The following is a 24,506-nucleotide window of genomic DNA, read 5'->3' as shown; positions in this document are numbered from 1 at the left end:
GCTCGGACTGCTGTTGATCGCTGTGTATGGCGCAACGACCTACATGAACAGCGATGATGACAAGCTGAGTAGCGGCAACCCGGAGCAGATCGAAATGCCGCAGGAACGGGTAGAGGCCAGTGCGGCAGAGGAACCTCGCCCCACCCGTCGTCCACCGCCCCCACCCAGCCCGGAGGAATTCAATGAAGCCTCTGAAGATGGCGATGAAGGGCTGATTGACGATACAGCCGGTTTTGACCCGTCGCCGGAGGGGGATTCCGAGGGAGAGCCATCATTTGACGATTCCGATGATGGGAACGGCTATATCCCGACAACCGGTGGCTCTAGCCCGGAAGGCGAAGTCTCTGTAATAGTGGATAATGCCGAAATCGAATCCCAATTCAACTGACCTAGCCGAACAGAGAACAGATTGGGCTGAGGACCGAACCGTCCAAGCCACAGAACGAACATATGCCGGGTGGCAGCGCACTGCGTTTGCCGCAATCGGTATCGGCCTCGGCTTTAGGGCCTTATTCGGTGAATTCGATCCGCCATGGTTGGCCAAAGCCATTGCGACTGTTTTCATATTGCTCGGAGCAGCCGTATCGTGGTCCGCGCAGCGCAATGCCTGCCAGACTCTATCCCGCTTGGACAGTCATGACGTCGATCGGCCCGCGACGCTACAGATGCGCTGGCTTAGTTACATCGTAACGGCCGGTGCAATAATTCTCGCGATAGCCTTGTGGTTTTTACGAGAGTCTACCGCAGCTTAAAGCAACTTTATCGCGTAGGGACGGGCTCTTCACCGGAATAATCATAGAAGCCGCGACCGGTTTTGCGGCCAAGCCAGCCCGCTTCCACATATTTGACCAATAAAGGTGCGGGCCGATATTTGCTGTCGCCTGTTGTATCATACAGCACTTTGATAATTTCAAAGCACGTATCAAGGCCGACAAAATCGGCCAGTTGCAGCGGACCCATCGGGTGGTTCAATCCCAATCTGCAGCCCTTATCGATATCTTCAATATTGGCGGTGCTCTGCCCAAGGACAAATACCGCCTCGTTGATCATCGGCAGCAGAATCCGGTTTACGACAAAGCCCGGCTCGTCCTGAGACAATACCACTTGCTTGCCCAAACCTTCGGCGAATGCAGTGATCCGGTCGGTCGTCGCTTGCGCTGTGGCCAAGCCCGGAATGACTTCGATCAGCCCCATTACCGGCACTGGATTGAAGAAATGGAGGCCAATAAAGCGCGCCGGATCCGGTGCATAATTCGCCATACGTGTAATCGGTATGGAGCTGGTATTGCTGGCCATGATGGCACCATCGGCGAGGAATTCCCCAGCAGCTTCAAAAATAGCCTTTTTAACCTGCTCGCGCTCGGTTGCAGCCTCGATGATCAGTGCGGCATCCGCCATTGCAGCATTGTCAGCAATCGGCGTGATCCGTGCCAGCGCCGCTTCAGCCTCTGCAATCTCGATCTTGCCTCGGCCCACAAGTTTGCCAAGCGACTTGTCAATTCCAACCTTGGCCTTTTCTGCAACCGCCAGATCGATATCGGACAACAGCACTCTACCGCCGTTTTGAGCGACAGTTTGAGCGATGCCCGAGCCCATTTGGCCGGCACCAATAACAGCGATCTGATCCATTGAGTATTCCTTCGCACTTGCAGCAAAGTCAGCCTGTTAGCGGGTGATTCAGCGTATGACTAGCGCGGAAACCAAGCCCTACAGATATGCTATCGGCTTGCGCCCGGCACCCATTTAACATCCGCAGCGCCATTATCATTCAAAACGCGCGCCAAAACGAACAGATAGTCTGACAACCGGTTGATATAGGCCAAGGCGTTCGGGTTAACCGGCTCTGCCGCAGCAAGCTGGGTCATAGAGCGTTCCGCCCGGCGAACACTTGCCCGGGCAATATGCATTCGCGCAGCCGCTTCGCTGCCGCCGGGAAGAACGAAACTGGTCAGCGGAGCGAGGTTTTCGTTCAGGCTGTCAATCGCATCCTCCAACCAATCCACCTGGCTCGCTACAACCCGCAAAACCATTTCTGACGGTTCAAAGTCGTTACCGCCGATATCGCCCAGCGGCGTTGCGAGATCAGCGCCGAGATCGAAAAGATCATTCTGAATCCGCTCGACCGGATCCGCATAGGCGCCGCCTTGCAAAGAAATTGCGGCAAGCCCCAAAGCACTGTTCGCTTCATCGACGGCCCCGATCGCTTCGATACGGGCTGCATGTTTATCCACCCGCGACCCATCGACCAGACCGGTCGAACCATCATCGCCGGTTCGCGTATATATTTTGTTGAGTTTAACCACTTAGCCAGCCCGGCTAATCGCCAGAATAATCCCGACGACAATGATGGCCAATGCCTGATACTTGATCCGCGCGAACATGGCTTTGTTCTGCTTCATTTGCATTTCCGTCGCGTCTTGGCTTTCGCCTGTTTCCAGATCAATTTTGGTGCTTTGCATGAACGCCACAATCCCGCGCACAAGCGAGATAAGGACCATCACGCATAGGCCAACGAGAACGATGATAAACAGAGTTTGCATGGGAATGCCTTTACAGGATTAATGTGTGCTGTGTTGACGATAACGCCCGGCACGCAAATCGGTGCCCAATTGAATGCCATTCATACCCGATGCGCGCAAATCTGCCAATGATAGCGACCCGCGCCGCTTGGCCAGCTTGCGCCCTTCTTCGTCCACAATAAGCGGGTGATGATGCCAAGTGGGCACCGGTAGATCGAGCAATGATTGCAACAACCGGTGAATATGCGTTGCCGCAAACAGATCTTCGCCCCGTGTTACCAATGTCACGCCATCTTCGGCATCATCCAGAGTCGCCGCCAGGTGATAGCTTGCTGGCTCGCTTTTCCGGACCAGCACCACATCCCCAAGCGCGGCCGGGTCCGCTTGCTGATAACCTGCCAGGGCGTCCTGCCACTGCAACGGGCCGGATCGCCGGATGGCTTCTGCAACGTCCAATCGCAGCGCCGCTGGTTCGCTTGGCTGCAACGCCTTGCCCTTACATGTCCCAGGGTAAACCGGCCCCTCCGGCCCTGTCACCTCAGCGGCGGCGGCTATGTCTGACCGGGTGCAGATGCAGGGGTATAACAAACCCGCGCGTTCAAGTTGCTGGGCGACATCATCGTACCGTGTAAGCCGGGATGATTGGGCAGGCACTTCATCCCATGTCAGCCCAAGCCATACCAAATCTTCTCGAAACGCATCGGCAAGTTCTGGCCGGCTGCGCGCACCATCAATATCTTCGATCCGAACGAGAAAACGCCCGCCAGCATCCATCGCCAGATCATGTGCCGTAATCGCCGCAAATGCGTGTCCTAGATGGAGCATACCATTGGGGCTGGGGGCAAAACGAGTGACAATCATATTAGGTGCCGCACAGTAGCCTAAACGCCCTTCTTGATACGAATCGGCAGTAAATGCCTGTGGATTGCGGGGTTGTAACAGGGTTGACGCTGTTTGGTGCAAATGCTCATTTCATGTCCATCAGAAGGGAACGCCACAGTGTTCAAAGCCGAACTGATTGAACGTGCCGCGCAATTTAGAAGCGCAACCGAAGATGCGGGCAGCAACCTTTCCGCCTGCCCTGCCCTTGTGCTGAATGCGGATTATACGCCGCTGTCCTATTATCCGCTGAGCCTGTGGCCGTGGCAAACCGCGATCAAGGCGGTGTTTCTGGACCGGGTCGATATTGTCGCGAGTTATGACCGGGCGGTGCATTCGCCCTCGCTCGATATGCAAGTCCCGTCGGTTATTGCGCTGCGCCAATATGTGAAACCCAATGAATGGCCTGCCTTCACGCGCTTCAACCTTTTTCTGCGCGATAAGTTCGCCTGCCAATATTGCGGCAGCGGTGACAATCTGACCTTTGACCATGTTACGCCCCGGCGCCTTGGCGGAAAGACATCGTGGGAAAACATCGCGACGGCCTGTGCGCCCTGCAACATGAAGAAAGGCGGCCGCACGCCCAAACAAGCGCGGATGAAATCGGTCAGCCCGATCCGCCCGACCAGCTGGCAATTGCAAGAATTTGGCCGCGCCTATCCGCCCAATTACCTCCACGAAACATGGCGCGACTGGCTCTATTGGGATATTGAATTGGAGGGGTAAGCTATCAAAGAAGTCTTGCTAGAACTACTAAAACGCTTCGTCGAAATTCACGGTGTATCAAAGTTAGATTTGACTCAGCCCAAACTAGAATTTGATGCGGGGCCTCATACCCGCCCATCTCCCTTACACCTCGAACGCGGTGTGTACCTCTTCTTCCAAGGACATAGGTGGCTACGTGTCGGGCAAACCGCGTACTCACCGAGGTTTACGAGCCAGCATTACGGGACAAAGCGGGCTGGAAGCACATTTGCAAAAGACATTTGGTTAAATCGTGAGGAGTTTGGCTATACAGGCTTAGAACATGAAATCGATGCTTGGCTTTTTCAGAATTTTGGGCGGGCCAATATACGCCTTCCTATCGATTACGAGAGCCGAAACGGCAGTGATGATGGAGATGCGCTCAGCAAAATGCTAGAAGCTTTTTTCCATTTGAATTTACGCCCTAGATTCGAAGGGAAAAGACTACTGCCTTCTAAGTCACCGCAGCACGCTGTTTGAATTCTGGCCTATCCCAAGCGCCTGTTTCAAGAATCTCCTTCAGAGCAGCAACCGCCTTACCGGCATCCTCGAACGACACATAGGCTGGCGCAAAACCGAACCGCAGTACATCCGGATCGCGGAAATCGCCGATGATACCACGCGCGATCAGAGCTTGGCAGATCGCGTAAGCCTCTGGGTGATAATAGGATAATTGGCTGCCGCGCTGCGTTGGATGAGCCGGGCTGACCGGCTCCATTTGCGGGCAGTGTTCGGCCATCGCAGTGCGGAAGAATTCAGACAATGCGCGGGACTTGGCCACCAGTGGCTCCATCCCGATTTCCGCCATCAGCTCCACCCCGCTTTCCAGCGCCGCCATAGCCAAAATCGGCGGGGTGCCCGCAAGCATCCGACTGACACCCTCTGCTGGCTCATACTCGTCTGAAAAGGCGAAAGGCCGTGCGTGGCCCATCCAGCCGGTGATCGGTTGCTGGAAGGTTTCATGATGCCGCTCAGCCACATAGGCATAGGCGGGCGCACCTGGGCCGCCATTCAAGTATTTATAGCCGCAGCCCACCGCAAAATCAGCGTCGCATTCGTTCAAATCAACCGGCACTGCACCGCCGCTATGCGATAAATCCCACAGCACCAGAGCGCCCGCATCATGCGCCGCTTTGGTCAGCGCGGCCATATCGAACATCGCGCCCGTTTTGTAATGGACATGGGTGAGCATCAGCAGTGCGACATCTTCATTGAGCCCCTCGATAATCTGGTCACGATGAGCCAGACGTTGCTCGGCCATACCCTGCCCCGCGAGTCCTTGGATCATATACAGGTCGGTCGGAAAATTACCGGGTTCAGACAGAATGACTGTGCGCCCCGGACGCATCTTGAGCGCCGCGCCAATCAGTTTGGTAAGATTGACCGAGACACTATCGCAGGCAATCACTTCATGCGACTGCGCGCCTATCAATGGGGCGATCTTGGCCCCAATCCGCTGCGGGGTGCCGATCCAATCTGCGCTGTTCCAACTGCGTATCAGCCCGTCGCCCCATTCGGTGTCAACCACCTGCTGCAAACGGCCTCGCGTGCGCTTCGGCAATGCCCCTAAGGAATTGCCATCGAGGTAAATCACGCCTTCTGGCAGATCGAATTGATCGCGATAGGCGCGCAACGGATCAGCCGCATCAAGCGCTTTGGCTTCGTCCAGCAGACTCATGGCAATTCTCGCAAAATCGCGCGGACCGGGGAGGCATCTACACCCACAATCGGCAATGGCAGGGCAATCAGTTCGTACCGCCCCTCTGGGACATCATCGAGAACCAAGCCCTCCAATATTCGCATATCCGCCGCGAGCACTGCCTTATGCGCATCCATCGTCTTGGAATTTTGCGGATCGAGCGACGGTGTATCGATGCCGACCAGTCTAACCCCTTGGACCGCCAACCACTGGATCGCTTCCGGGGCAATCGCGGTGAAACCTTCGTCCCATGCATCATGCGGGAAGCTGTCATAGGTGCGAAACAGAACCCGGTCGGCAGAATGCAAATGCGGCAAATCACCGACTTCAATCGCGGCGCCGGTATTACGCGCATCCACCACCAGACATTCGCCGCAATAGATCGCGAGGTCGGCAGCGGCGCTGTCTTCACCGCTGGGATCATAATGCAGCGGCGCATCCGCATGGGTGCCGCTATGGGTGGAAAGCGTCAGCTTGGAAACATTGACGGGTGATCCATCATCCATCGCCCATGTTTGTTGGTGCGAGAAGGCCGTATCGCCCGGCCAAACCGGCAAATTCGCACGCAGGCGCTGGGTAATATCCCACAGTTTTCGGCTGCTCATATCGCGGTCCTCACAGACAGCAATTCCGGGAAAAATGTCTGTTTCAAGACCGCTTCCAGATAGGGAACGCCAGCCGTACCGCCCGTGCCTTTTTTATAACCGATAATGCGTTCGACCGTCTTTAGATGGCCAAACCGCCAACGCTGGAAATGATATTCCAGATCAACCAGTTTTTCTGCGAGTTCATATAAGTCCCAATATGTGCCGGGATCGCGATATATGTCCGCCCACGCCGCCTCCACTTCGGCAGAGGCCGTCCACGGGGTTTGCACGTCGCGTTCCAATACCTCCAGCGGGATCGCAAACCCCCGCCGCGCCAAAAGGCGGATCGCTTCATCATACAGGCTGGCACGGTCAAGTTCTGCAGTGAGCTTCGCGGCAATATCCGGGGTCGCCTCATGCATTGTCACCATATCGGGATTTCGGCCACCCAGCAGGAATTCCATCAACCGGTACTGCGCCGATTGGAAGCCGGACGAGCTACCTAAATGCGGCCTGACCAACGAATAATCATGCGGGGTCATAGTGGACAACACATCCCAACTGGAAATCAGCTGATTCTGCGCCCGCGCAACCCGCGACAACATTTTGAAAGCGGGCCGCAACGTGTCAGCTGCGATATACGTCCGGGCCTCTTCCAGTTCATGCAGGCACAGTTTCAGCCATAACTCGCTCGCCTGATGGACGACGATAAACAGCATCTCGTCATGGGCATCAGACGCTGGGTGCTGCGCCGATAGAATGCGCTCAAGATCGAGGTAGCTGGAATAGGTAACACTTTTGGTCATGCGCCAACTATAGGCACAATCTGGTATTATTTGAAACTATCTCGGTCGTGCCGAGATCAGCCTTCGATAATACGCGATTCTGGATGATGTTTATCAAGGTGCTTTTTAACGATCCGCAAATTGCGTGTGTTGGAACGGAAGAAGAAGTCTGCCGCATCGCCGACGACAGGCACCACGCCTAAAACCGCGTCAAAACCGACATTTCCAGCCATCCGCCAAATTTTCCATTGCGGAAGGCCAAGGTTCTTGGCTTCCCACACCAGATAGGCGCCCAGCGCAGTCGTGATGATATCGCCCAACACGGGTACCAAGCCGATGATCGAGTCCAACCCAATCGGTATCTTTGTGCCAGGCACTGAAAAGCTACGCTCCAGTAGCATTTCCATCGCTTCAATCCGTTTGCGAATGGAAACCGGATCGGTCCCCGTGGGTAATTCAAAACCCATAGGCTGGGCTTTTCCGCTATGGCTCTGCTCAGGCTCGGGCCGCAAAATCGTGGGCCGCTCAAATTGGGCCATGATGCTCTCCTTTACCCATTAGATGGGGCGTAAAGCCATGGGAAACAAGGGATGCAGCCCCCAGCGGTTCTCTTCAAACCCGTCAACTCCGCCGCGAATAAGCGACCATCTGATCGGTGCGCCAATTGGAATATACACGTTCTCCGCGAGCAAAACACGCTCCGCATCCGTGAATAATTCAAGCCGTGCGGCAGGGTCGCTTTCACTGGACGCTTGCCTCACCAGCGCGTCCGCTTCCTTGGAACATAGGGTTTTCACAACAGTGCAATTGAACTGGTTGAGAAACCACCGAACATCGCCGTAGCGGGCGATTTGATCCACCAGCATCAAATCAGCAGGTTGATCCGGCCCGGCGCGGGTCAATTCTACGCCCACTGCTGCATAATCAGCCGCCAGCTGATCAAACAGGATATCTGATCCCACACCTTCGGGAACGGCAAGCGAAATTCTCAAGTCGCCTCCGCCATTCGCACTTTTCCAAGCCGACACACGGGCACGCGCGCGGTCTTGGCGTGTCTCCAGAGACAGATCCGCCCACCGCTCGCCCGGCACAACATCTTCATCGGGAAGATCAGGCGGAATGATACGTGTTGTCGGGACCCAACCGCCAATATTAAACGGCTGCAACACCGTTTCACGATCTATTGCGAGCGCCAAGGCACCGCGATTATCAGCGCTTGCCAGAAAGCCGCGTTCATTCCGAACCGCCAAACCGAATAAGCCAAATACCGCATCGAGACGCACGGTACCGCTCGATAAAGGGCCTGTATCCGCCAGCGGCAAATCAAAAATTTGGCCGCCAAAAACTGCATCAACCGAACCTGCTTCAAACGCGTTGGTTGCATCTTCCGCCGTCTGGGCTGTCACAAAAACAGCCCGTTGCGCTTCCTCCCAGCCCTCTATTTCCGGCATCCCGCTGCGCTCAGGAGGGACAACTGTCAGCAATACACCAGAACCGGTTTCTTGCGCTTGCATCGGCCCAACACCCTGACCCGAGCGGCGCAAACCCAACTCTGGTTGAGCCAGAAGCTGCAGAAATTGAGGCATTGGCTTGGTCAGCCGAATTTCTACCACTCGCCCGGTCATGGCGCGGATATCATCAATGATCGCCAGATCGATACCCAGTGATGTCCCATTGAGCTGGCGAATGGTTCGGCGCAATTCCGCCCGAACGCTGGCCGCGGTCAGATCAGTTCCGTCGGCCCATTCCGAGTTCCGCAATCGAAAGATATAGCTGAGCCCGTCTTCTGTGACGATCCAACGCTCCGCGACAGCAGGCACAACAGCGCCTGTTTCGTCAATACTGACCAAACCTTCGGCAGTGGCCGCCCTGATATGCTGGGCAGAAGAAGCCAGCCTCAAGCCGTCGTTTGTAATGTCTTCACCCGAGCTGATAAACGCAATACGCGTCACATCATCATCGCCAGCCGCAGTGCACGCTGACGTCAATGAAACTACTGCAACAGCAGCCAAGCAAAGGGTGAATTTTTGGATCACGATCTGACAATAGCAGTTTCGCTGATCGTCGTCAGTGACCAAATTTTATGTGCGCGACAATCAATCAGAGATTTCTGACCTGCCCCCGATCAGCGCCATTGGTGAAGAGCGAAGAAGGCCGGGTAAAACGCGGAGATGTAAGGTCACCCCCGGAACTGACGGGCGCCCGCGCAAGCTTTGGATCGATCTCGCTAGCGAATGCGATACCGAAACGGCCATCTTGAACCCAAGCGACCACACCGTGGACCCAGCCGATGTTGCGAAGTTCGATCGAAAGTTTGGCACCGCGCGGCACATCTGGACCACCTTCAGCCATCATCCCGCCAGCGGAAAGGTTGCGAACTTTCACGCGATAAGACCCTGGAATGTCGTCGACACGTAATTCGGCCATCAGAAACAGGCTGTCACGTTCAATATTACGGGTGTCTACTCCAGACATGATCGCTGTCACTCCCAGGCTTTGGATTTATCTGCTCCGCCATGATCGGCGTTACATTTCCTGTAGCTGGGTAATGCCTAATGAAGCTTTAACGTAAAATAATGTTACGCAAGCGCCGAAGGACAGGTCGCGGCGATCAATCGTCGCGCGAGATTTTCTCCCGGCGCTCATGCGCCTCCTGCGCTTCAACGGTCATCGTCGCCACCGGCCGTGCCATTAAACGCTTCAAGCCTATCTCGTCACCCGTCACTTCACAAAAGCCATATTCGCCTTCGTCTATCTTGCGCATCGCCGAATCAATTTTTGCGATCAGCTTGCGCTGCCTGTCACGCGTTCTGAGCTCAATGCTCCAGTCTGTCTCGCTGGATGCGCGATCATTCAGGTCCGCATCACGGATCGGCCCATCTTGCAGCGACTGCAAGGTGGCTGATGATGCAGAATGAATTGATCCCTTCCATTCCAGCAGAAGTTTTCGAAAAAAGTCCTGCTGCTTAAGGCTCATATATTCTTCATCCTCGCTGGGCACATAATCAGCCCCCAGCGATTTTCTGACGCGTTCAAGAATATCAAGTTCGTCGGACGATCCGGTCGTCATAGTGCCTAAGGCTCCCAAAAGTTCCCCGTCCTCCTGATTAGTCGCGACGGTCCAGTTTTTTTCTGGCTTTATCGATGACCAATTGAGCGGGCCTATAGGCGGCGTTTTTTGTCGTTACAAGGCGCAATCGATATCGGGCACAGTTTGACACAAAACGTGTTTCGCCAAGCGCTGGACCACATGCACGATCATGCATGAGCCGTCTTGCAGCTGAATATTTTACACCCGGCATTAACCAATTGTTGACCATGTTGGGTGAATTCTTGGTCCGAAGCGGAAATCAGGTCCGCAAGTTGATGGGGGAAAGACCATGGAATTTACAGCAATTGATGGCGGCACAGCCGTTCCAGCGGATACCAAAGCAGCAGATTTGCTGGTGGCAAACTGCCTTGCTGCTGCCGCTCAGGGTGAAATTGGCGCATTTTACGATCTTGGTGTCGCGTTTTCCACGGGTAGCCATGGCGCGCCTTGCGACATGATCGAAGCGCATAAATGGTTCAATTTGGCCGCCACTAAGGGCCATGAAGAGGCCGCTTGGTGCCGGGCTGATATTGCTGATGAGATGACCGCCCGCGAAGTGGCTGAAGCACAACGCCGTGCACGCGAATGGCTGCGTACAGGCGACCGCAAAGTCGCCTAAACTGTACCTTCAAGCTCCTTTTTTGAAAGGGGTGCGGCGGTCCAGTATCATCTGATCCATGGCAATACCTTCTCGTTCCCGTTCAAGAAAATCGGCAACGGCGGAACGAAAGCCCGGGTCCGCGATCCAATGGGCAGACCATGTTTGTACAGGTTCATATCCCCGTGCCAATTTGTGCCCCCCTTGCGCACCAGCCTCTACCCGCTTGAGACCGCGGGCGATGGCGATATCAATCGCTTGATAATAGCACAGTTCAAAGTGCAGGAAACGCTTCTCCCGGCTGCACCCCCAATAGCGGCCATATAAAGCGCTCTTACCCGCGAAATTTAGCGCTCCGGCAATCGGAACATTACTTTCCAACGCCAATATCAGAATGATCCGCTCGCCCATCGTCTTGCCCATCAGGCTAAATGCTTCGCGGGTCAGGTACGGCTGGCCCCATTTTCGGGCACCGGTGTCTTGGTAAAAAGTCCAAAAAGCGTCCCAGTGGGTTTCGGTGATCTTATCGCCTGTCAGCGTGATAATCTCGACGCCGTCTTGAGCAGCCAGCCGTTCTTTGCGGACAGCCTTCCTTTTTCGAGATGCCAGACTGTCCAGAAAATCATCGAATGTTCGGTAATCCCGGTTTTCCCAATGAAACTGAATGTCGCTGCGCGGCAGCCAGCCGGCCTCCTCAAAAAACGGAAGCTGCGCCGGTTCCACGAAAGTTGCATGCGCGGATGAAAAACCATTGCTGGCGCATAATTGCTCTGCAGCCTGCAACAACGGCGCAGCATAAAGCGGATCGCTCAACAACAAACGCGGCCCAGTGGCCGGGGTAAAGGGGGCTGCGATCTGAAGTTTAGGATAATATTCACCCCCTGCTCGCTGATACGCATCGGCCCAAGACTGATCGAAAACATATTCGCCCTGACTGTGACCTTTGAGAAAGGCTGGCATCGCCGCCAGCATATCGCCAGCGTCATTTTCAATGATAATCGGGGTGGACTGCCAGCCAGTGCCAGAGCCAACGCTGCCAGATGCCTCTAGAGCAGTTAGAAAATCATACGATACGAAAGGGTTGTCCTGCCCTGCCAAGGCATCCCAACCATCTTTGGGTAATGCTCCGACAGAGCCGGCAACTTTGGCAATCAGGCCTTCTTCATTGAGCTCCGTCACCGGGGCTGTTCTTGCTCAGCAATGAGCGCGTCGGCATTGTTTACAGCTGTTTGACGCTGCTCTTCCGACTTCACAGTCCAAGTCAGCATGGGCAGTCCGCGTTTCCGTTGCTGCGCTGCAAACCTACTGGGTAGATCGATGATATTATAAGCGATGAAATCGGGCTTGGCCTGCCACATTGCGCGCCTCCGTTTCCAATTGGAACGCAGAGCAGGCTTTCCGGTTTCACGAATAACAAGACCCCGCACAGTGCGAGGTGAATGTTGGGCGAACCAGCCAGACACGCCAGGGTCGAAACTCATTACCGCGTGATCGCCCCGGTACCCCTCCAAAGCGCGTTGGACGGCAAGGCATAAAGATGCAGTTCGCCGGTCGAACGCTGATTTGAGTTCGATCAAGATTGGCACTTGCCCCGCCACTTGATCCAAAGTCCGCCCAAGCTGCGGAATTGCATCACTACTGCCAGCCAGAAAAATCTTTTCAATATCGGCAGCATCGCGCTGTGCCACGGGGCCCTTTTCCTCTGTCAGGCGGTCAAATTCCCAATCATGGAACACAACCGCCCGGCCATCGCGGCTACGCTGAACATCTAGTTCAATACCGATGCCTTGGCCAATCGCTTCGGCAAAACCGGACGGGGAATTTTCGGGCACGCCATTACCATGCAGCCCCCGATGGGCGTAATCCCAATCTTTCAACCATTGTACTCTATCAGGAGAGGGCGCCGGCGAGCGCCAATTATCAAGCGGGTTCCAAAGCAATGATTGCATCCACCTCTACTGCGGCATGAAGCGGCAAGACGGGCACGCCGACCGCACTGCGCGCGTGGCGACCTTTGTCGCCGAAGACATCGAACATCAATTCAGAAGCGCCATTCGCCACTTTAGGCTGGTCGGAAAAGTCGTCAGCAGAACAGACAAACGCCCCCAATTTGATAATCTGTGCAACTCGGTCCAGCGCAATATCAGCCCCAACCAATTGAGCCAAAATCATCATCCCGCAAGCACGAGCGGCTGCTGTACCGCGTTCCAAAGACACGTCTTGGCCCAATTTTCCGGTGACCAAATTTCCGTCTATGAACGGCAATTGGCCCGATATGTAAGCAACATTGTCATGCACCACAATCGGGACATAACTGGCCACTGGCGCGGCCGCCTTCGGCAAAGTGATACCCAATTCGGCTAAACGTGCTTCGATCTGCATATCTTACTCCCCGTGCAATTCCTTAAGCAGCCAAGGCAAGGCGGCGTCCCACTCATCAATCCGTGCATGAGCGTGCCCCGCTTCATGCGCGCAGTCGATATGCGGCGCAAGCATTGGCTCACCGCAAAGATGGAGCCGCTTTACCTGGGGGACGTCAACTGACACCGATTGATGATGCTGCGGCAGATCATCAATGAAGATCGTGGTCGAGGGCTGATATTCCTCAACAATCCGGGCCAAAGCGGGGCCTTTGGGACCTTGATTGGTGAACACCCGCGCGTGCAGCCCGTGCTTGGCCAGTTGCTCTGTTCGCATCGCCTGGCGTTCATCCGTCAGGTTTGTCAGAATAACGACATCAGCATTTTCTGCGATGGTGTTGATGCTCTCGATCGCTCCGGCGATCGGGTTTTGCCGGTGCATTTCTGTATCGAAGAAGCCCCCTAGCAGCCGCCAGATATCTTTCTCCCTGACAACCTCACCGCTATCCGTCCAGCGCATTGCATTGGCAAAGTTATTGCCTTCCATTTTGAAGGTAACGCCCTGGCCTTCCGCGAGCCAGTCGCGAAACGGTGCCACCATATACAGCAACACTTCGTCGCAGTCGGAAATCAATAGGGGTTTGGTCACAACAAATTCTCTTACACTAAACCGAGCTTGTCAGTTGTTGATGGGCGGAGACAATCGCCTCCGGCTTGATTTGCAGATCGTCGGCGGCCTTGGTCAAATCGGGTTCGTGCGCCAACAAAAATTCAAGCACAGCAGCCAGAACGCTTCGATCGTCCAAACGCTCCCGCAGAATATCAGGCGTGAGGCCGGTGAGCGACAACAGTCTGTCAGCGCGGTTTTCATCTCCCAAGATCCAGCCCAGCAATGCAAGGGCCAGTGTCTCTGGAGTTAAGCGCTCAGGAGATTCGTCATGTGTGATAATTGTCAGTTTCCTAAACCCAGCATATGGGACAGATGTAGCAGGCCCAAGACGTTATTCAGCCTTGCCAAGAATGAGTGAGCCAATGCCAAAGAGAATACTGGTTGTCGAGGATAACGACCTTAACCGCAAATTGTTCTGCGATGTCCTGAAAGCCAATGGCTACGAAACCGAACCGGTGGCCGATGGAGAGCTAGCGGTAAATGCCGCGCGCGCCTTTGCACCGGATTTGGTTATTATGGATATTCAACTGCCCAATATCTCGGGCCTGGACCTGATCTCTGCATTCAAACAAGATCAAAGTTTGGCCGACGCGCCAATTTTGGCAGTTACTGCCTATGCCGGTAAAGGCGATGAGGAACGGATCCGGGATGCCGGTGCAGAAGGCTATCTAAGCAAGCCTGTGTCGATTTCTCCTTTCATGGCAGCAGTCAAAAAGATGTTGGGCGATTAAGGTGCAAGCGCTTCTACCCCAAACGCAACCAAGGTGATCAGAAGGCCGCCAATGAATATGCGGTAAGCCAGCGCCAGAAATTTGTATTTCCGTTGGGCCAGCACCTGCCCGTTTTGATAAATATCATGCATCATCGTGCGGAAAACGGTTTCATCGGCGCGCATATCGTCGAGCACTGATTCAATCCACTCATCCTCGTCCAACGTGGCAAAATGCCCGAAAAACAAGCGATTGGTGTTGGTATGCGTCGGATCAGCCTTCTTCACGGAAGGGAGCACCGCCATGACCGCGCAAAGGGAACTGAGGAACGAAAAGACAGCCAGTAGCAACAGGGATGGCGGGACGTCACCAGCAAGGGACCGGCTGATTGACAAAGAAAACACCAGAAAAGTTGCCCCCATCAATATGGACGCTTTTTGATCCGCCATCTGCGACAAAGTTAAGGTGTTTAACTGCGCAGTTCGGATCATATGGATCGCGTTAGCCGAATAGATCGGGGCTTTGGGCGATGTTACGATTGTGGTTGCTTGGGCCGTAGCTGCTTGGGCCGCAGTTACTTTGTCTGGCGTGGAACCATCCGCCGATTGATTGATTTTCGCTTCGTCGGTCATGCTTTCCCCTTGCCCCCAACACACTGCACCCTGCAATTATGCGTGCACTGGCTTGCCATTGGCGCTATCGCTTGACAAGCAGGGGTTGTAACCGCTTTTCACCCTGATGGATGCGGCGCCGGATAATCGTTTGGACGCTGCTGGTTTAGATTTAGATTGGAATTGCCCCGATGGATCGCGCTGAAGTCGATAGTAAAATTCGCGACCTGATCGCACCCTTCAACAAAAAGGGTGTCGAGCTGACAGACGCTACCACATTCGTGAATGATCTCGAATTTGACAGTTTAACTGTGATGGATTTCGTGGCCGAGATCGAGGACGAATTCGACATTATTATCACTATGAACCAGCAAGCTGAGATCGAGACCTACGGCCTGCTGGTCGATGCCGTCACGAAGCTTCAGGACTGATTATGAACGCACAATCCGATATAGAGGCTGGCGGCGCCAACCAAGGCGATCTGTTCAGCAAGTTCGATGATTTCATCGCGATGCGAGATGGCATTCTGGCAAGCGGTGTGGAAGATCCCTTCAATTTGGTGATGGAGAAAGTGCTCTCCCCCACTCGCGCAATTTGTAACGGGCGGGACACTATTTTGCTCGGGACGTATAATTACATGGGCATGACCTTTGACCCGGATGTGATTGAGGCGGGCAAAGAAGCGCTGACTGAATTTGGTACCGGGACCACGGGCAGCCGCGTTCTCAACGGCACCTATCAAGGCCACAAGGAGTGCGAAGACGCACTCAAAGAATTTTATGACATGGACCATGCGATGGTCTTCTCAACCGGCTATCAAGCCAATTTGGGGATCATTTCTACGATCGCTGGAAAAGGCGATTACATCATTCTCGATATCGATAGCCATGCCAGCATTTGGGATGGCTGTGCGATGGGTAAGGCAGAAGCTGTACCCTTCAAGCACAATGATATCGAAGCGATGGAAAAACGGCTGAAGCGTGTTCCGGAAGGCGCCGGAAAGCTGGTAATTCTTGAAGGCGTTTACTCGATGCTGGGGGATGTGGCGCCGCTCAAGGAAATGGTACGGATCGCGAAAGAAAATGGCGCGATGGTGCTGGTAGATGAAGCGCATTCCATGGGCTTTATCGGCGAGAATGGCCGCGGCGTTTGTGAAGCAGCGGGGATTATCGATGATTGCGATTTCATCATCGGGACTTTCTCTAAGAGCGTCGGGACAGTGGGCGGCTTCTGCGTGTCCAACCATCCGAAGTTTGACGTGATGCGGTATGTATGCCGGCCATACGTGTTTACCGCGTCATTGCCGCCAAGCGTGGTGGCGACTGCCGCCACATCGATCCGCAAGCTGATGCACGGTTCAAACAAGCGCGCGCATCTTTGGGAAAATTCAAAGAACCTTCACGCGGGGCTAAAATCTTTGGGCTTCCAGCTGGGTACAGACACACCTGAAAGTGCCATCATCGCGGTTATCATGCCTGACCTGCAGAAAGGTGCGATGATGTGGGAGGCGCTCCTGAAAGAAGGGTTGTATGTCAACTTGGCGCGGCCGCCAGCGACGCCTGCCAACATGACACTTCTGCGGTGCTCGCTCTGTGCGGAACACACAGAGGAAGAAGTGCAAACAGTTTTGGGAATGTTTGAGCGTGCCGGGAAAGCCACCGGCATCATTTGATCCGGTGGCCTCGCTACGGCGAGGCACCGCAATTCCCGATTAGACGGTCTGAAGCTGGCTGGCTTCCAATTCGCATTGATCAACGGTTTCTTCCGTACCGCCGCTGAGAAAGGCGAGCGCCAAGAAACCGCCCACGACCAATATTACAAAGGCGGCGGTGACCAGTCCGAGATATTCGTCGATAATCCGCTTGATCGGCGCACCGAACAGCTGAAACAAAATGCCGACCGTCATAAAGATGATGGAGCGGCCGACGATGCTGGCGAAGATAAAGGTGGCCAAGTCCATCTCGATGAAGCCGGCGGTGATCGTCAACAATTTGAAGGGGACAGGCGTTGAAGCGGCCAAGATCACAGCCTCTGCCCCGTATTCGCGGAGAGTGCAGGCCGCGACAGGGAAGCTCTCGCTCAGACCCAACACGCCGATCAGCCATCCGCCGATCGTATCATACAGCCCCCAACCAATCGCATAGCCAAGCAGGGCCCCCGCCACCGAAGACGCTGTGGCGATAGCTGCAAAGCGCAGGGCCTTCTTCGGTTCAGCCAGGCACATCAGCCCTAGCAATGGATGCGGCGGAATCGGAAAGAAGCTGGATTCGATAAAGCAGAAGAACGCCAGCCACCACACCGCTTGCGGGTGCGCCGCCTTGTCCATCGTCCAATCATACAAACCGCGTAGCAAATTCATTGGGCTTTACCTTACACACCGCCGTGAGAACGCGGCAACTAGGCCAGCGGCAGTTGAGAGGCAATAGGATAATAATAACCTATTTGGTACTTTTTCATTGACATTGTCACGCTCTTTGGTTAGAGAACCAGAACATCGCGATAGACCGAATCAGAAAACGGGCAGCTCTCTCACAGCTTTGAGGGGCTGCCCGTTTGCGTTCAGAATGTCATTTGGCGGAGTGTCCCGATATTATGACCAGCAGCAGCGGCAAACGGCGCGCTAAACCTACGAAAATCAATCCAGCCTTCAAAGCCGGAGAAAAACCTAACCTCACACGCCACTGGCGCACATTATTTCTCGATTCACTGGCGGAAACCTCAAATGTATCGGAGGCTGCACGCCGGGCCAACGTAAACCCCAGCCGAGCTTACAAGGTGCGCCGGGAAGAACCTGATTTCGCCAGCGCTTGGCGCATTGCGCTGATGGAAGGGTACGCTCATCTGGAAATGGAAACCCTGCACCGTTTGCGCAACGGAACAGCGAAGGATGATCCGAAATTCGACATTGCCAACGCACTGCGCCTGTTAGCGATGCATAAAGATACGATCGCCCGTGCAATGGCACAGGAAGGAGCGGGCAGCGAAGCCGATGTCCTCGCTTCTATCAATGCCAAAATCGCCGCCATGCGTCGCCGTGAAGAAGCAGGCGGGGATGGGCGAAAAAACGCATCCGTGCTTACTCAAGGCAGTAAGATTGACTGACGGCATAGCGGCTTGGTTCAGGGAGCTGGGTGACGAGGGACGACGGCGCCTTTACACTGAACTAAACGAACCAGAACGCGCACAATTGCAGTTTCTCTGGGACATATGGGCGAGGCCAGAACAATTGGCACCTGCCGCCCGCTGGCGGATCTGGCTGATCTGCGCTGGCCGGGGTTTTGGCAAAACGCGGGCGGGTGCTGAATGGGTACGGCATATTGCCGTGCATCAGCCGGAGGCACGCATTGCTTTGGTCGGCGCATCGCTCGCCGAAGTAAGGGCGGTGATGGTCGAGGGGGAAAGCGGAATTTTGGCGATCTCGCCGCCTGCTTACCGGCCCAAATATGAATCTTCTTTGCGGCGCCTAAGCTGGCCCAATGGCGCACAAGCGATGCTCTATTCGGCAGCAGAGCCCGACAGCTTGCGCGGACCCCAGCACAGCCACGCATGGTGTGATGAGATTGCCAAATGGGACAGCGCGAATGGGCGCAGTATCAACGCATGGGATAATCTGATGATGGGGTTGAGGATCGGTAAACTGCCGCAGACCTTGGCCACAACCACACCGCGCGCCGTCGCTCTGATGCGAATCCTGCTCGGCCAAGTTGACGACCGTGAAACCATCCTGACGCGCGGAACGACATATGACAACGCAGCCAATTTGCCCGTCCGGTTCGTGGCCGCAATGCAGCAGACATATTCGGGCACTTCGCTCGGGCGCCAAGAGTTAGAGGGCACGATATTAAAAGACGCAGAAGGTGCTTTATGGTCCAGAACCCTGCTGGAAAGCAGCCGTGCGCGCCGCCCTGCAGAGAAACCAGTCCGTATCGTTGTCGGCGTCGATCCACCTGTCAGCGCCACGGGCGATGAATGCGGAATTATCGTCGCCGCGCAGTTAGAGGATGGGACAGCTGCTGTCCTGGCAGATTGTTCGGTCGGCAAATCCTCTCCGGAACAATGGGCCCGCGCAGTGGCTGAAGCAGCCAAGACTTGGTCCGCTGATCGGGTCATCGCGGAAGCCAATCAGGGCGGTGCGATGGTCGGCAGTGTATTGCGTGCAGCGGAGATTTCGCTTCCGGTTAGGCTTGTCCATGCCAGCCGGGGCAAAGTCACCCGCGCAGAGCCAATCGCGGCTTTATACGAAGCGGGCCGCGTCCATCACGCGGCGATGTTTCCGCAATTGGAAGATCAATTATGCGGCCTGATGGCGGGCGGCAAATATGAAGGGCCTGGCCGCAGCCCCGACCGCGCCGATGCACTGGTTTGGGCATTGCACGAGCTTATGCTCGGGCAGAGCGCGAGGCCAAGAATTAAATCGCTTTAATTTAGGAGCTTAGTGATTTTCCACACAAAATTTTTTGCAACTTCAGTTTTGTTATGCAAATTGCATAAGTCCAAGTTGGATAAAACCAACTGGGTGAGTGGTAGTCGCCCTACCGCTCAGTCTAGGTTAAAATGAAAACGACAACTGGTTAGGCCAGCGACGGGAGTGAGCGCAGACACGCTCCTCCCGGCCGAACCGCCAGCGCCTATAAGCACGTACATGTACGTGCTTCATAAGCTACCGCCTTTCTTTTGACGGGTTTCAGCCCGCTCTCCGGATGGCCCAATTGCCTCCGCCGGCTATCAGAGACGCACGGTTCCGGAAAAAAGACGGTAGGACGACTACCGATTCGTACCTTTTGCTAAAATGAGCCTCTACGCAAGACCGTTGGGCCTGATTTGTTCTGTTCTTGGGGATAACGCTCCAAAGGCAGTCTGAAACCGACTCTTTCATTGAAATCTGAGAGGAATTCTATGTCCCTCCTATCTAATATCGCTTCTGCCTTCAAAGGCGGGGGCGACAACCGCGTGCCTCTTGCGCGTGGCTTTATCTCGCCATGGGCAACCGCATTTGATGGCGGCAGCGCGCGCGCTCCTTTTGATTACGGCAATGCGGTTCAGCGCAGTTTTATAGAGAACCCTGTTGCACAAAGGGCCGCCAGAATCGTCGCCGAGGGGGTCGGGAGCGCGCCTGTATCAACCAGTGATCCCAAACTGCATGATCTGGTGAGCCATTCCAGCGCCGGCCAGTCTTTGCTCGAAACGCTGGCCTTGCACTTGCTGCTTCACGGCAATGGCTACATCCAGATTATGAAAGACGCAGCAGGCCAGCCAGTGGAACTGTTTGCCCTTCGGCCGGAACGGGTTTCAGTTGTGGCAGGTGATGATGGTTGGCCAACTGCCTACTCATATCGCTTGTCGGGCCGGACGCTGACTATCCCGCTAGAGGATGAGAATGGCTGGCCCAATCTGATCCATATTAAGAGCCTGCACCCCACCGATGATCATTACGGGGCGGGCAGCTTGGCCTCGGCAGAGCAAGCCGTTGCCATCCACAATGCCGCCAGTGATTGGAACCGGGCTTTGTTGGAAAATGCGGCACGGCCGTCTGGCGCGCTTGTCTATGATGCAGGCGAAGGCAGCGGTCTGACTACGGAGCAATTTGACCGGCTGAAGGCAGAGCTCAGGACGGCGTATTCAGGCCAAAACAATGCTGGCCGCCCGCTTTTACTGGAGGGCGGCCTGGACTGGAAAGCCATGTCGATGAGCCCCGCCGACATGGATTTCGCCACCCTGAAAAGCGCGGCGGCGCGTGATATTGCGCTGGCACTGGGTGTTCCGCCCATGCTCCTGGGTCTGCCGGGAGACAACACTTATGCCAATTATAAAGAAGCCAATCGGGCATTGTGGCGCCTGACCTTACTACCTCTGTCACGCAAGATTTTGGCCGGGCTGCAGCAGGGCCTTATGCCTTGGTTTGATGGTGCCACGCTGGCGGTCGACTTGGATCAGGTGGCTGCCCTCTCGGAAGATCGCGAACGCCTATGGTCGCAAGTGTCCGGCGCGGACTTCCTGAGTACCGAAGAGAAACGGGCCATGCTTGGGCTGCCTGCCGGGTCAATATTGGAAGGAGTTTCACAATGAACCGCCAAGATATGCTGGCCGGCCTAGTCTCCCAAGCTGCCGCAGAAGGCGGGGAATTGGTTACGCTTCGTGCAGTCATAGAAGAGGCGACCGAACTGGGCGCAGAACGGGCCATGCAACGGCTCGGCCTATCCGACGAGAATGCCCAGGATGATATCGATGAGCTGCGCGAATTGCTGCAAGCGTGGCGTGACGCCAAAGCCAGCGCGTCCAAGGCAGCAATCGCCTGGATCGTCCGAGGCATTTTGGCTTTATTGCTGATCGGTATTGCAGTCCGACTTGGGCTGCCGGAGATCTTACGTTGAAATTCGCGGGCTATGCCGCCCTGTTCGGCGTTGCTGATGCGGCAGGTGACACGATCGCCCCGGGTGCCTTCGCTGCTACACTCGCTGAACGTACAACGCCGCTGCCATTATTTTGGCAGCACCGGCCTGACCAACCAATCGGAGATGTCACCGCGATTGCAGAAGATGACACCGGATTGCGGGTCATCGCCCAGATCGACAATCCGCAAGGGCGTGCCGCGACAATGCTGGCGGCACGGCAAATCAGCGGCTTGTCCTTCGGCTATCGCGCCCGGCACTATCAAACACTGTCGGGCAACCGCTTATTGAAACAGGTGGATTTGTTCGAAGTCAGCCTCGTCACACACCCCCTTCAATACGGCGCACGCGTTCATCTGATCGCTTAGTTTCTCGCGCACCAAGTGCACTCTCCCCCACCCTACCCCCACTGAAAAGGTACTTCCTTGATGAATACAATTGTATCCAAAACCCCGAACCCGACCGCCGATGATCAACTCGAATCCAGCTTCGACATTGTTGCGCGGCAAGACAAAACGGAAAGCGATGTTGCAGCCCTTCGCTCGGATGTTGACGAGGTAAAAGCCCGGCTCGATAAAGTATCCAAGGCAGCTGCCCGGCCTGCTTTGGGCACCGATTCCGGCGCCGCAGAGGTGAAGGGCTTCATCGACGGCTATTTGCGTCACGGCCGTGAAACCGAACTCAAATCGATTTCTGGCCAGACGCCCTCTGATGGCGGCTATGCGGTGCCCCGCCAGATTGATGCCGTTATCGCCCGCGAACTGACAGAAATCAGCCCGATCCGTGCCATTGCGCAAGTCGTACAAACAGGCTCGGCGGGATATCGCAAGCTAGTGTCCACCGGCGGTACCGCCAGCGGCTGGGTTAGCGAAGCTGCTGCGCGCCCTGAAACCGACACGCCCCAATTTGCAGAGATCACCCCGCCCACTGGCGAACTCTACGCCAATCCAGCGGCCAGTCAGGCAATGCTGGACGATGCCGGTTTCGATCTGGAAAGCTGGCTCGCCAGCGAGATCGCAATGGAATTCGCCCGCGCTGAAGGAACCGCATTTATCAACGGGTCGGGTTCGGACCAACCTGCTGGCTTTCTGTCTGGCGCGGTAGCAACTGCAGAAGATGATGTTCGTGCATTCGGCGCGCTGCAATATATCGGATCAGGCGACAGTGCAGGCTTTGGCAGCGAACCGGAATCGCGGCTGATTGATCTGGTTCACACGCTCAAATCGGGGCACCGCCAAGGCGCCAGCTTTGTGATGAATTCCGCCACACTGGCAGAGGTTCGCAAGCTGAAAACCGCTGATGGCGCATTCTTGTGGCAACCTGGAATGGTGGAAGGGCAGCCCGACCGCTTGCTCGGTTATCCGGTGGTGGAGGCAGAAGATATGCCCGATATTGCAACTGGCACCTACCCGATCGCCTTTGGCAATTTCCGGAACGGCTATCTGATCGCGGAACGCAGCGCGACACAAATCTTGCGCGACCCGTTCACCAACAAACCGTTTGTCCACTTCTATGCGACCAAGCGTGTCGGCGGCGGCGTGTTGGATAGTGCCGCGATCAAACTGCTGAAGATCGAGCTCTAACAGCCGCTGGTCTGGCTGTATTGCCAGGCCACATCCTGACCAGTCCCCGGCAGAGTCGAGCCCCCTTCTCCTTTGCCGGTCCCCGCGCCCACGCTGCTGCATCCTCCTCCCTATGCTGGCGGCGTGGGCGCACCCTACTAAACCGGGAGACCGCCATGAAACGGGCTATCCTTGCCCCTGCCGAGCTTGGCGGGGCCGCTTTGAGCGAGCTGAAACATTGGCTCGCCATCCAGACAACGCATGAGGATGAGGCGTTAGTGCGCCTGATCCGGGCTGCACTTGATATTTGTGAAGCATTTACCGGGGTGATGCCCCTCGCCGCAACCTGCGAGGAGATCATTGCCGCTACACCGGATTGGCAGACGCTGGCCACCCGGCCAGTCCACGCCATCACGGGTGTTGAAGGCATCCTTTCCGACGGTGCTCGGTTGGTCTTGCCGGTAGATGCCTATGAAGTGGATATATCGCCAGACGGGAGCGGGTTAGTCCGCGTCAACCGGCCGGGCGCCGCGGGAAGAATGGCAGTCCGGTTCGCCGCTGGACTGGCGCCTGGGTGGGGATCGCTTCCTGATGGTCTGCGTCAGGGCATTATCCGGCTGGCGGCGCATCAATATCGCGAACGCGACGATGGCGGTGCCGCTCAGCCGCCCGCTGCCGTAACCGCGCTATGGCGACCTTGGCGGCGGATGCGGATCATATGATCCAAGCTAAACTGGCCAAACAAACGAACCGTCTCGGTGCCCGGTTGATCGCCAAGGCCACCCGCTTGGTCAAAGCGCAAATCACAGATCGCGCCGCACGTAACAACCGATCAATCTCGCATTGGCACAGGCCAGAACAGCTTTGGCCGCTGTTTGGTTCATCCCGCAAAGGCTGAAATTATGGAAGATATCCTCCGCACCGCCTTGCTATCGTGGCTCACGTCCGCGTCCGAGCTCTCAGAACGCATAAATAGCTTCACCGAAGAAGTTCCCGTTAGCGCAAGCCCGCCCTTCGTCACCATTGCGGCCACAGCCTCCACCGATTGGAGCACCAAAACCCGCAATGGCCGCGAGGTCCGGCTGGCTTTGCAGTTGCAGACACGCGGCGATGATACTGCCGATGACGGCCGATTGGTGAGCCTGATTGAGAAACGCATAGCCACCTTCCCCAAGGGGCAGGATGGGTTTTCCGTGATCAATACCCGTTTCCTACGGGCCCGGTCGGCGCGGCAACGCCGAAATCAGCTCAACATCCTGCTGGAATACAGCTTCCGCATTCTTCAAAACTCACCGGAGTAAC

General features: G+C 55.6%; 34 protein-coding genes. 16 read left to right on the top strand and 18 right to left on the bottom strand.

Going from position 1 to position 24,506, the window contains the following annotated elements:
* Positions 1–13: 13 nt before the first annotated feature.
* Together HKD42_RS12400 and HKD42_RS12395 are read left to right on the top strand one after the other, a co-directional pair.
* Positions 14–388 carry a hypothetical protein gene (locus tag HKD42_RS12400; protein ID WP_170013782.1) on the top strand — a complete coding sequence of 125 codons (375 nt, stop codon included), beginning with the start codon at positions 14–16 and terminating at the stop codon, positions 386–388.
* Entirely contained in the window at positions 360–752 is a 393-nt protein-coding gene (locus HKD42_RS12395) for a YidH family protein (RefSeq protein WP_170013780.1), read from the top strand. The genes HKD42_RS12400 and HKD42_RS12395 overlap by 29 nt, the downstream gene beginning before the upstream one ends.
* Positions 753–759: 7 nt before the next feature.
* Here HKD42_RS12395 and HKD42_RS12390 read toward each other — a convergent pair whose 3' ends face one another.
* From HKD42_RS12390 to gluQRS, 4 genes are all read right to left on the bottom strand, one after another.
* Positions 760–1,629, bottom strand: coding sequence for a 3-hydroxyacyl-CoA dehydrogenase NAD-binding domain-containing protein (locus tag HKD42_RS12390; protein ID WP_170013778.1), 870 nt, complete (start codon positions 1,627–1,629; stop codon positions 760–762).
* A gap of 89 nt (positions 1,630–1,718) precedes the next feature.
* Positions 1,719–2,303, bottom strand: coding sequence for a cob(I)yrinic acid a,c-diamide adenosyltransferase (locus HKD42_RS12385; RefSeq protein WP_170013776.1), 585 nt, complete (start codon positions 2,301–2,303; stop codon positions 1,719–1,721).
* The gene (locus HKD42_RS12380; RefSeq protein WP_170013774.1) at positions 2,304–2,540 is read right to left on the bottom strand and encodes an HIG1 domain-containing protein; all 237 of its coding nucleotides are present in this window, start codon (positions 2,538–2,540) and stop codon (positions 2,304–2,306) included.
* A gap of 18 nt (positions 2,541–2,558) precedes the next feature.
* Positions 2,559–3,380, bottom strand: coding sequence for a tRNA glutamyl-Q(34) synthetase GluQRS (gene gluQRS / locus HKD42_RS12375; protein ID WP_170013772.1), 822 nt, complete (start codon positions 3,378–3,380; stop codon positions 2,559–2,561).
* Positions 3,381–3,518: 138 nt separating this feature from the next.
* Between gluQRS and HKD42_RS12370 the strand changes: the two genes are divergently transcribed.
* Positions 3,519–4,124: an HNH endonuclease gene (locus tag HKD42_RS12370; protein WP_343042394.1), complete on the top strand. Its 606-nt coding sequence runs from the start codon at positions 3,519–3,521 to the stop codon at positions 4,122–4,124.
* Positions 4,125–4,596: 472 nt separating this feature from the next.
* On the opposite strand, the gene kynU is transcribed toward HKD42_RS12370, so the two are convergent.
* From kynU to dksA, 7 genes are all read right to left on the bottom strand, one after another.
* Entirely contained in the window at positions 4,597–5,820 is a 1,224-nt protein-coding gene (kynU, locus tag HKD42_RS12365) for a kynureninase (protein WP_425500385.1), read from the bottom strand.
* Entirely contained in the window at positions 5,817–6,446 is a 630-nt protein-coding gene (kynB, locus tag HKD42_RS12360; protein ID WP_170013768.1) for an arylformamidase, read from the bottom strand. The genes kynU and kynB overlap by 4 nt, the downstream gene beginning before the upstream one ends.
* Positions 6,443–7,234: a tryptophan 2,3-dioxygenase gene (locus HKD42_RS12355; protein WP_170013766.1), complete on the bottom strand. Its 792-nt coding sequence runs from the start codon at positions 7,232–7,234 to the stop codon at positions 6,443–6,445. The genes kynB and HKD42_RS12355 overlap by 4 nt, the downstream gene beginning before the upstream one ends.
* A 56-nt stretch (positions 7,235–7,290) precedes the next feature.
* Positions 7,291–7,680: a DUF4112 domain-containing protein gene (locus tag HKD42_RS12350; protein WP_170014126.1), complete on the bottom strand. Its 390-nt coding sequence runs from the start codon at positions 7,678–7,680 to the stop codon at positions 7,291–7,293.
* Positions 7,681–7,770: 90 nt separating this feature from the next.
* Complete coding sequence (locus HKD42_RS12345) at positions 7,771–9,225, bottom strand: ABC transporter substrate-binding protein (protein WP_211483584.1); 1,455 nt, start codon at positions 9,223–9,225, stop codon at positions 7,771–7,773.
* An 88-nt stretch (positions 9,226–9,313) separates the two neighbouring features.
* Entirely contained in the window at positions 9,314–9,688 is a 375-nt protein-coding gene (locus tag HKD42_RS12340; RefSeq protein WP_170013764.1) for a PilZ domain-containing protein, read from the bottom strand.
* Positions 9,689–9,824: 136 nt separating this feature from the next.
* On the bottom strand, positions 9,825–10,283 hold the full coding sequence (gene dksA, locus HKD42_RS12335) for an RNA polymerase-binding protein DksA (protein WP_170013762.1): 459 nt from the start codon (positions 10,281–10,283) through the stop codon (positions 9,825–9,827).
* Between the two features lie 310 nt (positions 10,284–10,593).
* On the opposite strand from dksA, the gene HKD42_RS12330 reads away from it, so the two are divergent.
* The gene (locus HKD42_RS12330) at positions 10,594–10,923 is read left to right on the top strand and encodes a sel1 repeat family protein (protein ID WP_170013760.1); all 330 of its coding nucleotides are present in this window, start codon (positions 10,594–10,596) and stop codon (positions 10,921–10,923) included.
* A gap of 9 nt (positions 10,924–10,932) precedes the next feature.
* Here HKD42_RS12330 and HKD42_RS12325 read toward each other — a convergent pair whose 3' ends face one another.
* Genes HKD42_RS12325 through HKD42_RS12305 form a run of 5 tightly spaced genes read right to left on the bottom strand, consistent with a single transcriptional unit; the run spans position 10,933 to position 14,167 of the window.
* Complete coding sequence (locus tag HKD42_RS12325) at positions 10,933–12,081, bottom strand: GNAT family N-acetyltransferase (RefSeq protein ID WP_170013758.1); 1,149 nt, start codon at positions 12,079–12,081, stop codon at positions 10,933–10,935.
* On the bottom strand, positions 12,078–12,851 hold the full coding sequence (locus tag HKD42_RS12320; RefSeq protein WP_170013756.1) for a glycerophosphodiester phosphodiesterase family protein: 774 nt from the start codon (positions 12,849–12,851) through the stop codon (positions 12,078–12,080). Before HKD42_RS12320 ends, HKD42_RS12325 begins: the two co-directional genes overlap by 4 nt.
* A complete protein-coding gene (locus HKD42_RS12315) occupies positions 12,823–13,284 on the bottom strand; it encodes a RidA family protein (RefSeq protein WP_170013754.1) in 462 nt (153 codons plus the stop codon). The genes HKD42_RS12320 and HKD42_RS12315 overlap by 29 nt, the downstream gene beginning before the upstream one ends.
* Positions 13,285–13,287: 3 nt before the next feature.
* A complete protein-coding gene (locus HKD42_RS12310) occupies positions 13,288–13,911 on the bottom strand; it encodes an HAD family hydrolase (RefSeq protein ID WP_170013752.1) in 624 nt (207 codons plus the stop codon).
* A gap of 16 nt (positions 13,912–13,927) precedes the next feature.
* Positions 13,928–14,167 carry a DUF3572 family protein gene (locus tag HKD42_RS12305; protein WP_170014122.1) on the bottom strand — a complete coding sequence of 80 codons (240 nt, stop codon included), beginning with the start codon at positions 14,165–14,167 and terminating at the stop codon, positions 13,928–13,930.
* 127 nt (positions 14,168–14,294) lie between these two features.
* Between HKD42_RS12305 and HKD42_RS12300 the strand changes: the two genes are divergently transcribed.
* Entirely contained in the window at positions 14,295–14,663 is a 369-nt protein-coding gene (locus tag HKD42_RS12300) for a response regulator (protein ID WP_170013750.1), read from the top strand.
* Here HKD42_RS12300 and HKD42_RS12295 read toward each other — a convergent pair.
* Positions 14,660–15,274 (bottom strand): Pycsar system effector family protein, encoded by a 615-nt coding sequence (locus HKD42_RS12295; RefSeq protein WP_246237022.1) that lies wholly within the window; start codon positions 15,272–15,274, stop codon positions 14,660–14,662. The two genes, HKD42_RS12300 and HKD42_RS12295, sit on opposite strands and share 4 nt — an antisense overlap.
* A 170-nt stretch (positions 15,275–15,444) precedes the next feature.
* Between HKD42_RS12295 and HKD42_RS12290 the strand changes: the two genes are divergently transcribed.
* On the top strand, positions 15,445–15,684 hold the full coding sequence (locus HKD42_RS12290; RefSeq protein WP_170013748.1) for an acyl carrier protein: 240 nt from the start codon (positions 15,445–15,447) through the stop codon (positions 15,682–15,684).
* Positions 15,685–15,686: 2 nt separating this feature from the next.
* Complete coding sequence (gene spt / locus HKD42_RS12285; RefSeq protein ID WP_170013746.1) at positions 15,687–16,925, top strand: serine palmitoyltransferase; 1,239 nt, start codon at positions 15,687–15,689, stop codon at positions 16,923–16,925.
* Positions 16,926–16,964: 39 nt separating this feature from the next.
* Here the strand turns inward: spt and HKD42_RS12280 are convergent, their stop codons facing one another.
* Positions 16,965–17,606: a YqaA family protein gene (locus HKD42_RS12280; RefSeq protein WP_170014118.1), complete on the bottom strand. Its 642-nt coding sequence runs from the start codon at positions 17,604–17,606 to the stop codon at positions 16,965–16,967.
* 239 nt (positions 17,607–17,845) lie between these two features.
* Here HKD42_RS12280 and HKD42_RS12275 point away from each other — a divergent pair, with 239 nt between their 5' ends.
* The 9 genes from HKD42_RS12275 to HKD42_RS12235 all read left to right on the top strand — a co-directional run bounded on the left by HKD42_RS12275 (position 17,846) and on the right by HKD42_RS12235 (position 24,505).
* Positions 17,846–18,355: a hypothetical protein gene (locus tag HKD42_RS12275; protein WP_211483583.1), complete on the top strand. Its 510-nt coding sequence runs from the start codon at positions 17,846–17,848 to the stop codon at positions 18,353–18,355.
* A complete protein-coding gene (locus HKD42_RS12270; protein WP_246237020.1) occupies positions 18,348–19,676 on the top strand; it encodes a DNA-packaging protein in 1,329 nt (442 codons plus the stop codon). Before HKD42_RS12275 ends, HKD42_RS12270 begins: the two co-directional genes overlap by 8 nt.
* 473 nt (positions 19,677–20,149) lie before the next feature.
* Entirely contained in the window at positions 20,150–21,319 is a 1,170-nt protein-coding gene (locus tag HKD42_RS12265) for a phage portal protein (protein ID WP_170013742.1), read from the top strand.
* The gene (locus HKD42_RS12260; RefSeq protein ID WP_170013740.1) at positions 21,316–21,624 is read left to right on the top strand and encodes a DUF6127 family protein; all 309 of its coding nucleotides are present in this window, start codon (positions 21,316–21,318) and stop codon (positions 21,622–21,624) included. The genes HKD42_RS12265 and HKD42_RS12260 overlap by 4 nt, the downstream gene beginning before the upstream one ends.
* Positions 21,621–22,010, top strand: a complete 390-nt coding sequence (locus tag HKD42_RS12255; RefSeq protein WP_170013738.1) for an HK97 family phage prohead protease — start codon at positions 21,621–21,623, stop codon at positions 22,008–22,010. Before HKD42_RS12260 ends, HKD42_RS12255 begins: the two co-directional genes overlap by 4 nt.
* A gap of 60 nt (positions 22,011–22,070) precedes the next feature.
* Complete coding sequence (locus tag HKD42_RS12250) at positions 22,071–23,225, top strand: phage major capsid protein (RefSeq protein ID WP_170013736.1); 1,155 nt, start codon at positions 22,071–22,073, stop codon at positions 23,223–23,225.
* A 155-nt stretch (positions 23,226–23,380) separates the two neighbouring features.
* Positions 23,381–23,926, top strand: coding sequence for a head-tail connector protein (locus HKD42_RS12245; protein WP_170013734.1), 546 nt, complete (start codon positions 23,381–23,383; stop codon positions 23,924–23,926).
* A complete protein-coding gene (locus HKD42_RS12240; RefSeq protein WP_170013732.1) occupies positions 23,923–24,102 on the top strand; it encodes a hypothetical protein in 180 nt (59 codons plus the stop codon). Before HKD42_RS12245 ends, HKD42_RS12240 begins: the two co-directional genes overlap by 4 nt.
* Positions 24,103–24,106: 4 nt before the next feature.
* Positions 24,107–24,505, top strand: a complete 399-nt coding sequence (locus HKD42_RS12235; protein WP_170013730.1) for a DUF3168 domain-containing protein — start codon at positions 24,107–24,109, stop codon at positions 24,503–24,505.
* The last annotated feature ends 1 nt before the right edge of the window (position 24,506 follow it).

The organism is Pontixanthobacter rizhaonensis, from assembly GCF_012972675.1.
GTDB classification, from domain to species: domain Bacteria; phylum Pseudomonadota; class Alphaproteobacteria; order Sphingomonadales; family Sphingomonadaceae; genus Pontixanthobacter; species Pontixanthobacter rizhaonensis.
Note: the sequence above shows the minus strand (reverse complement) of the source record. Positions and strands in the feature narration are given on the sequence as shown.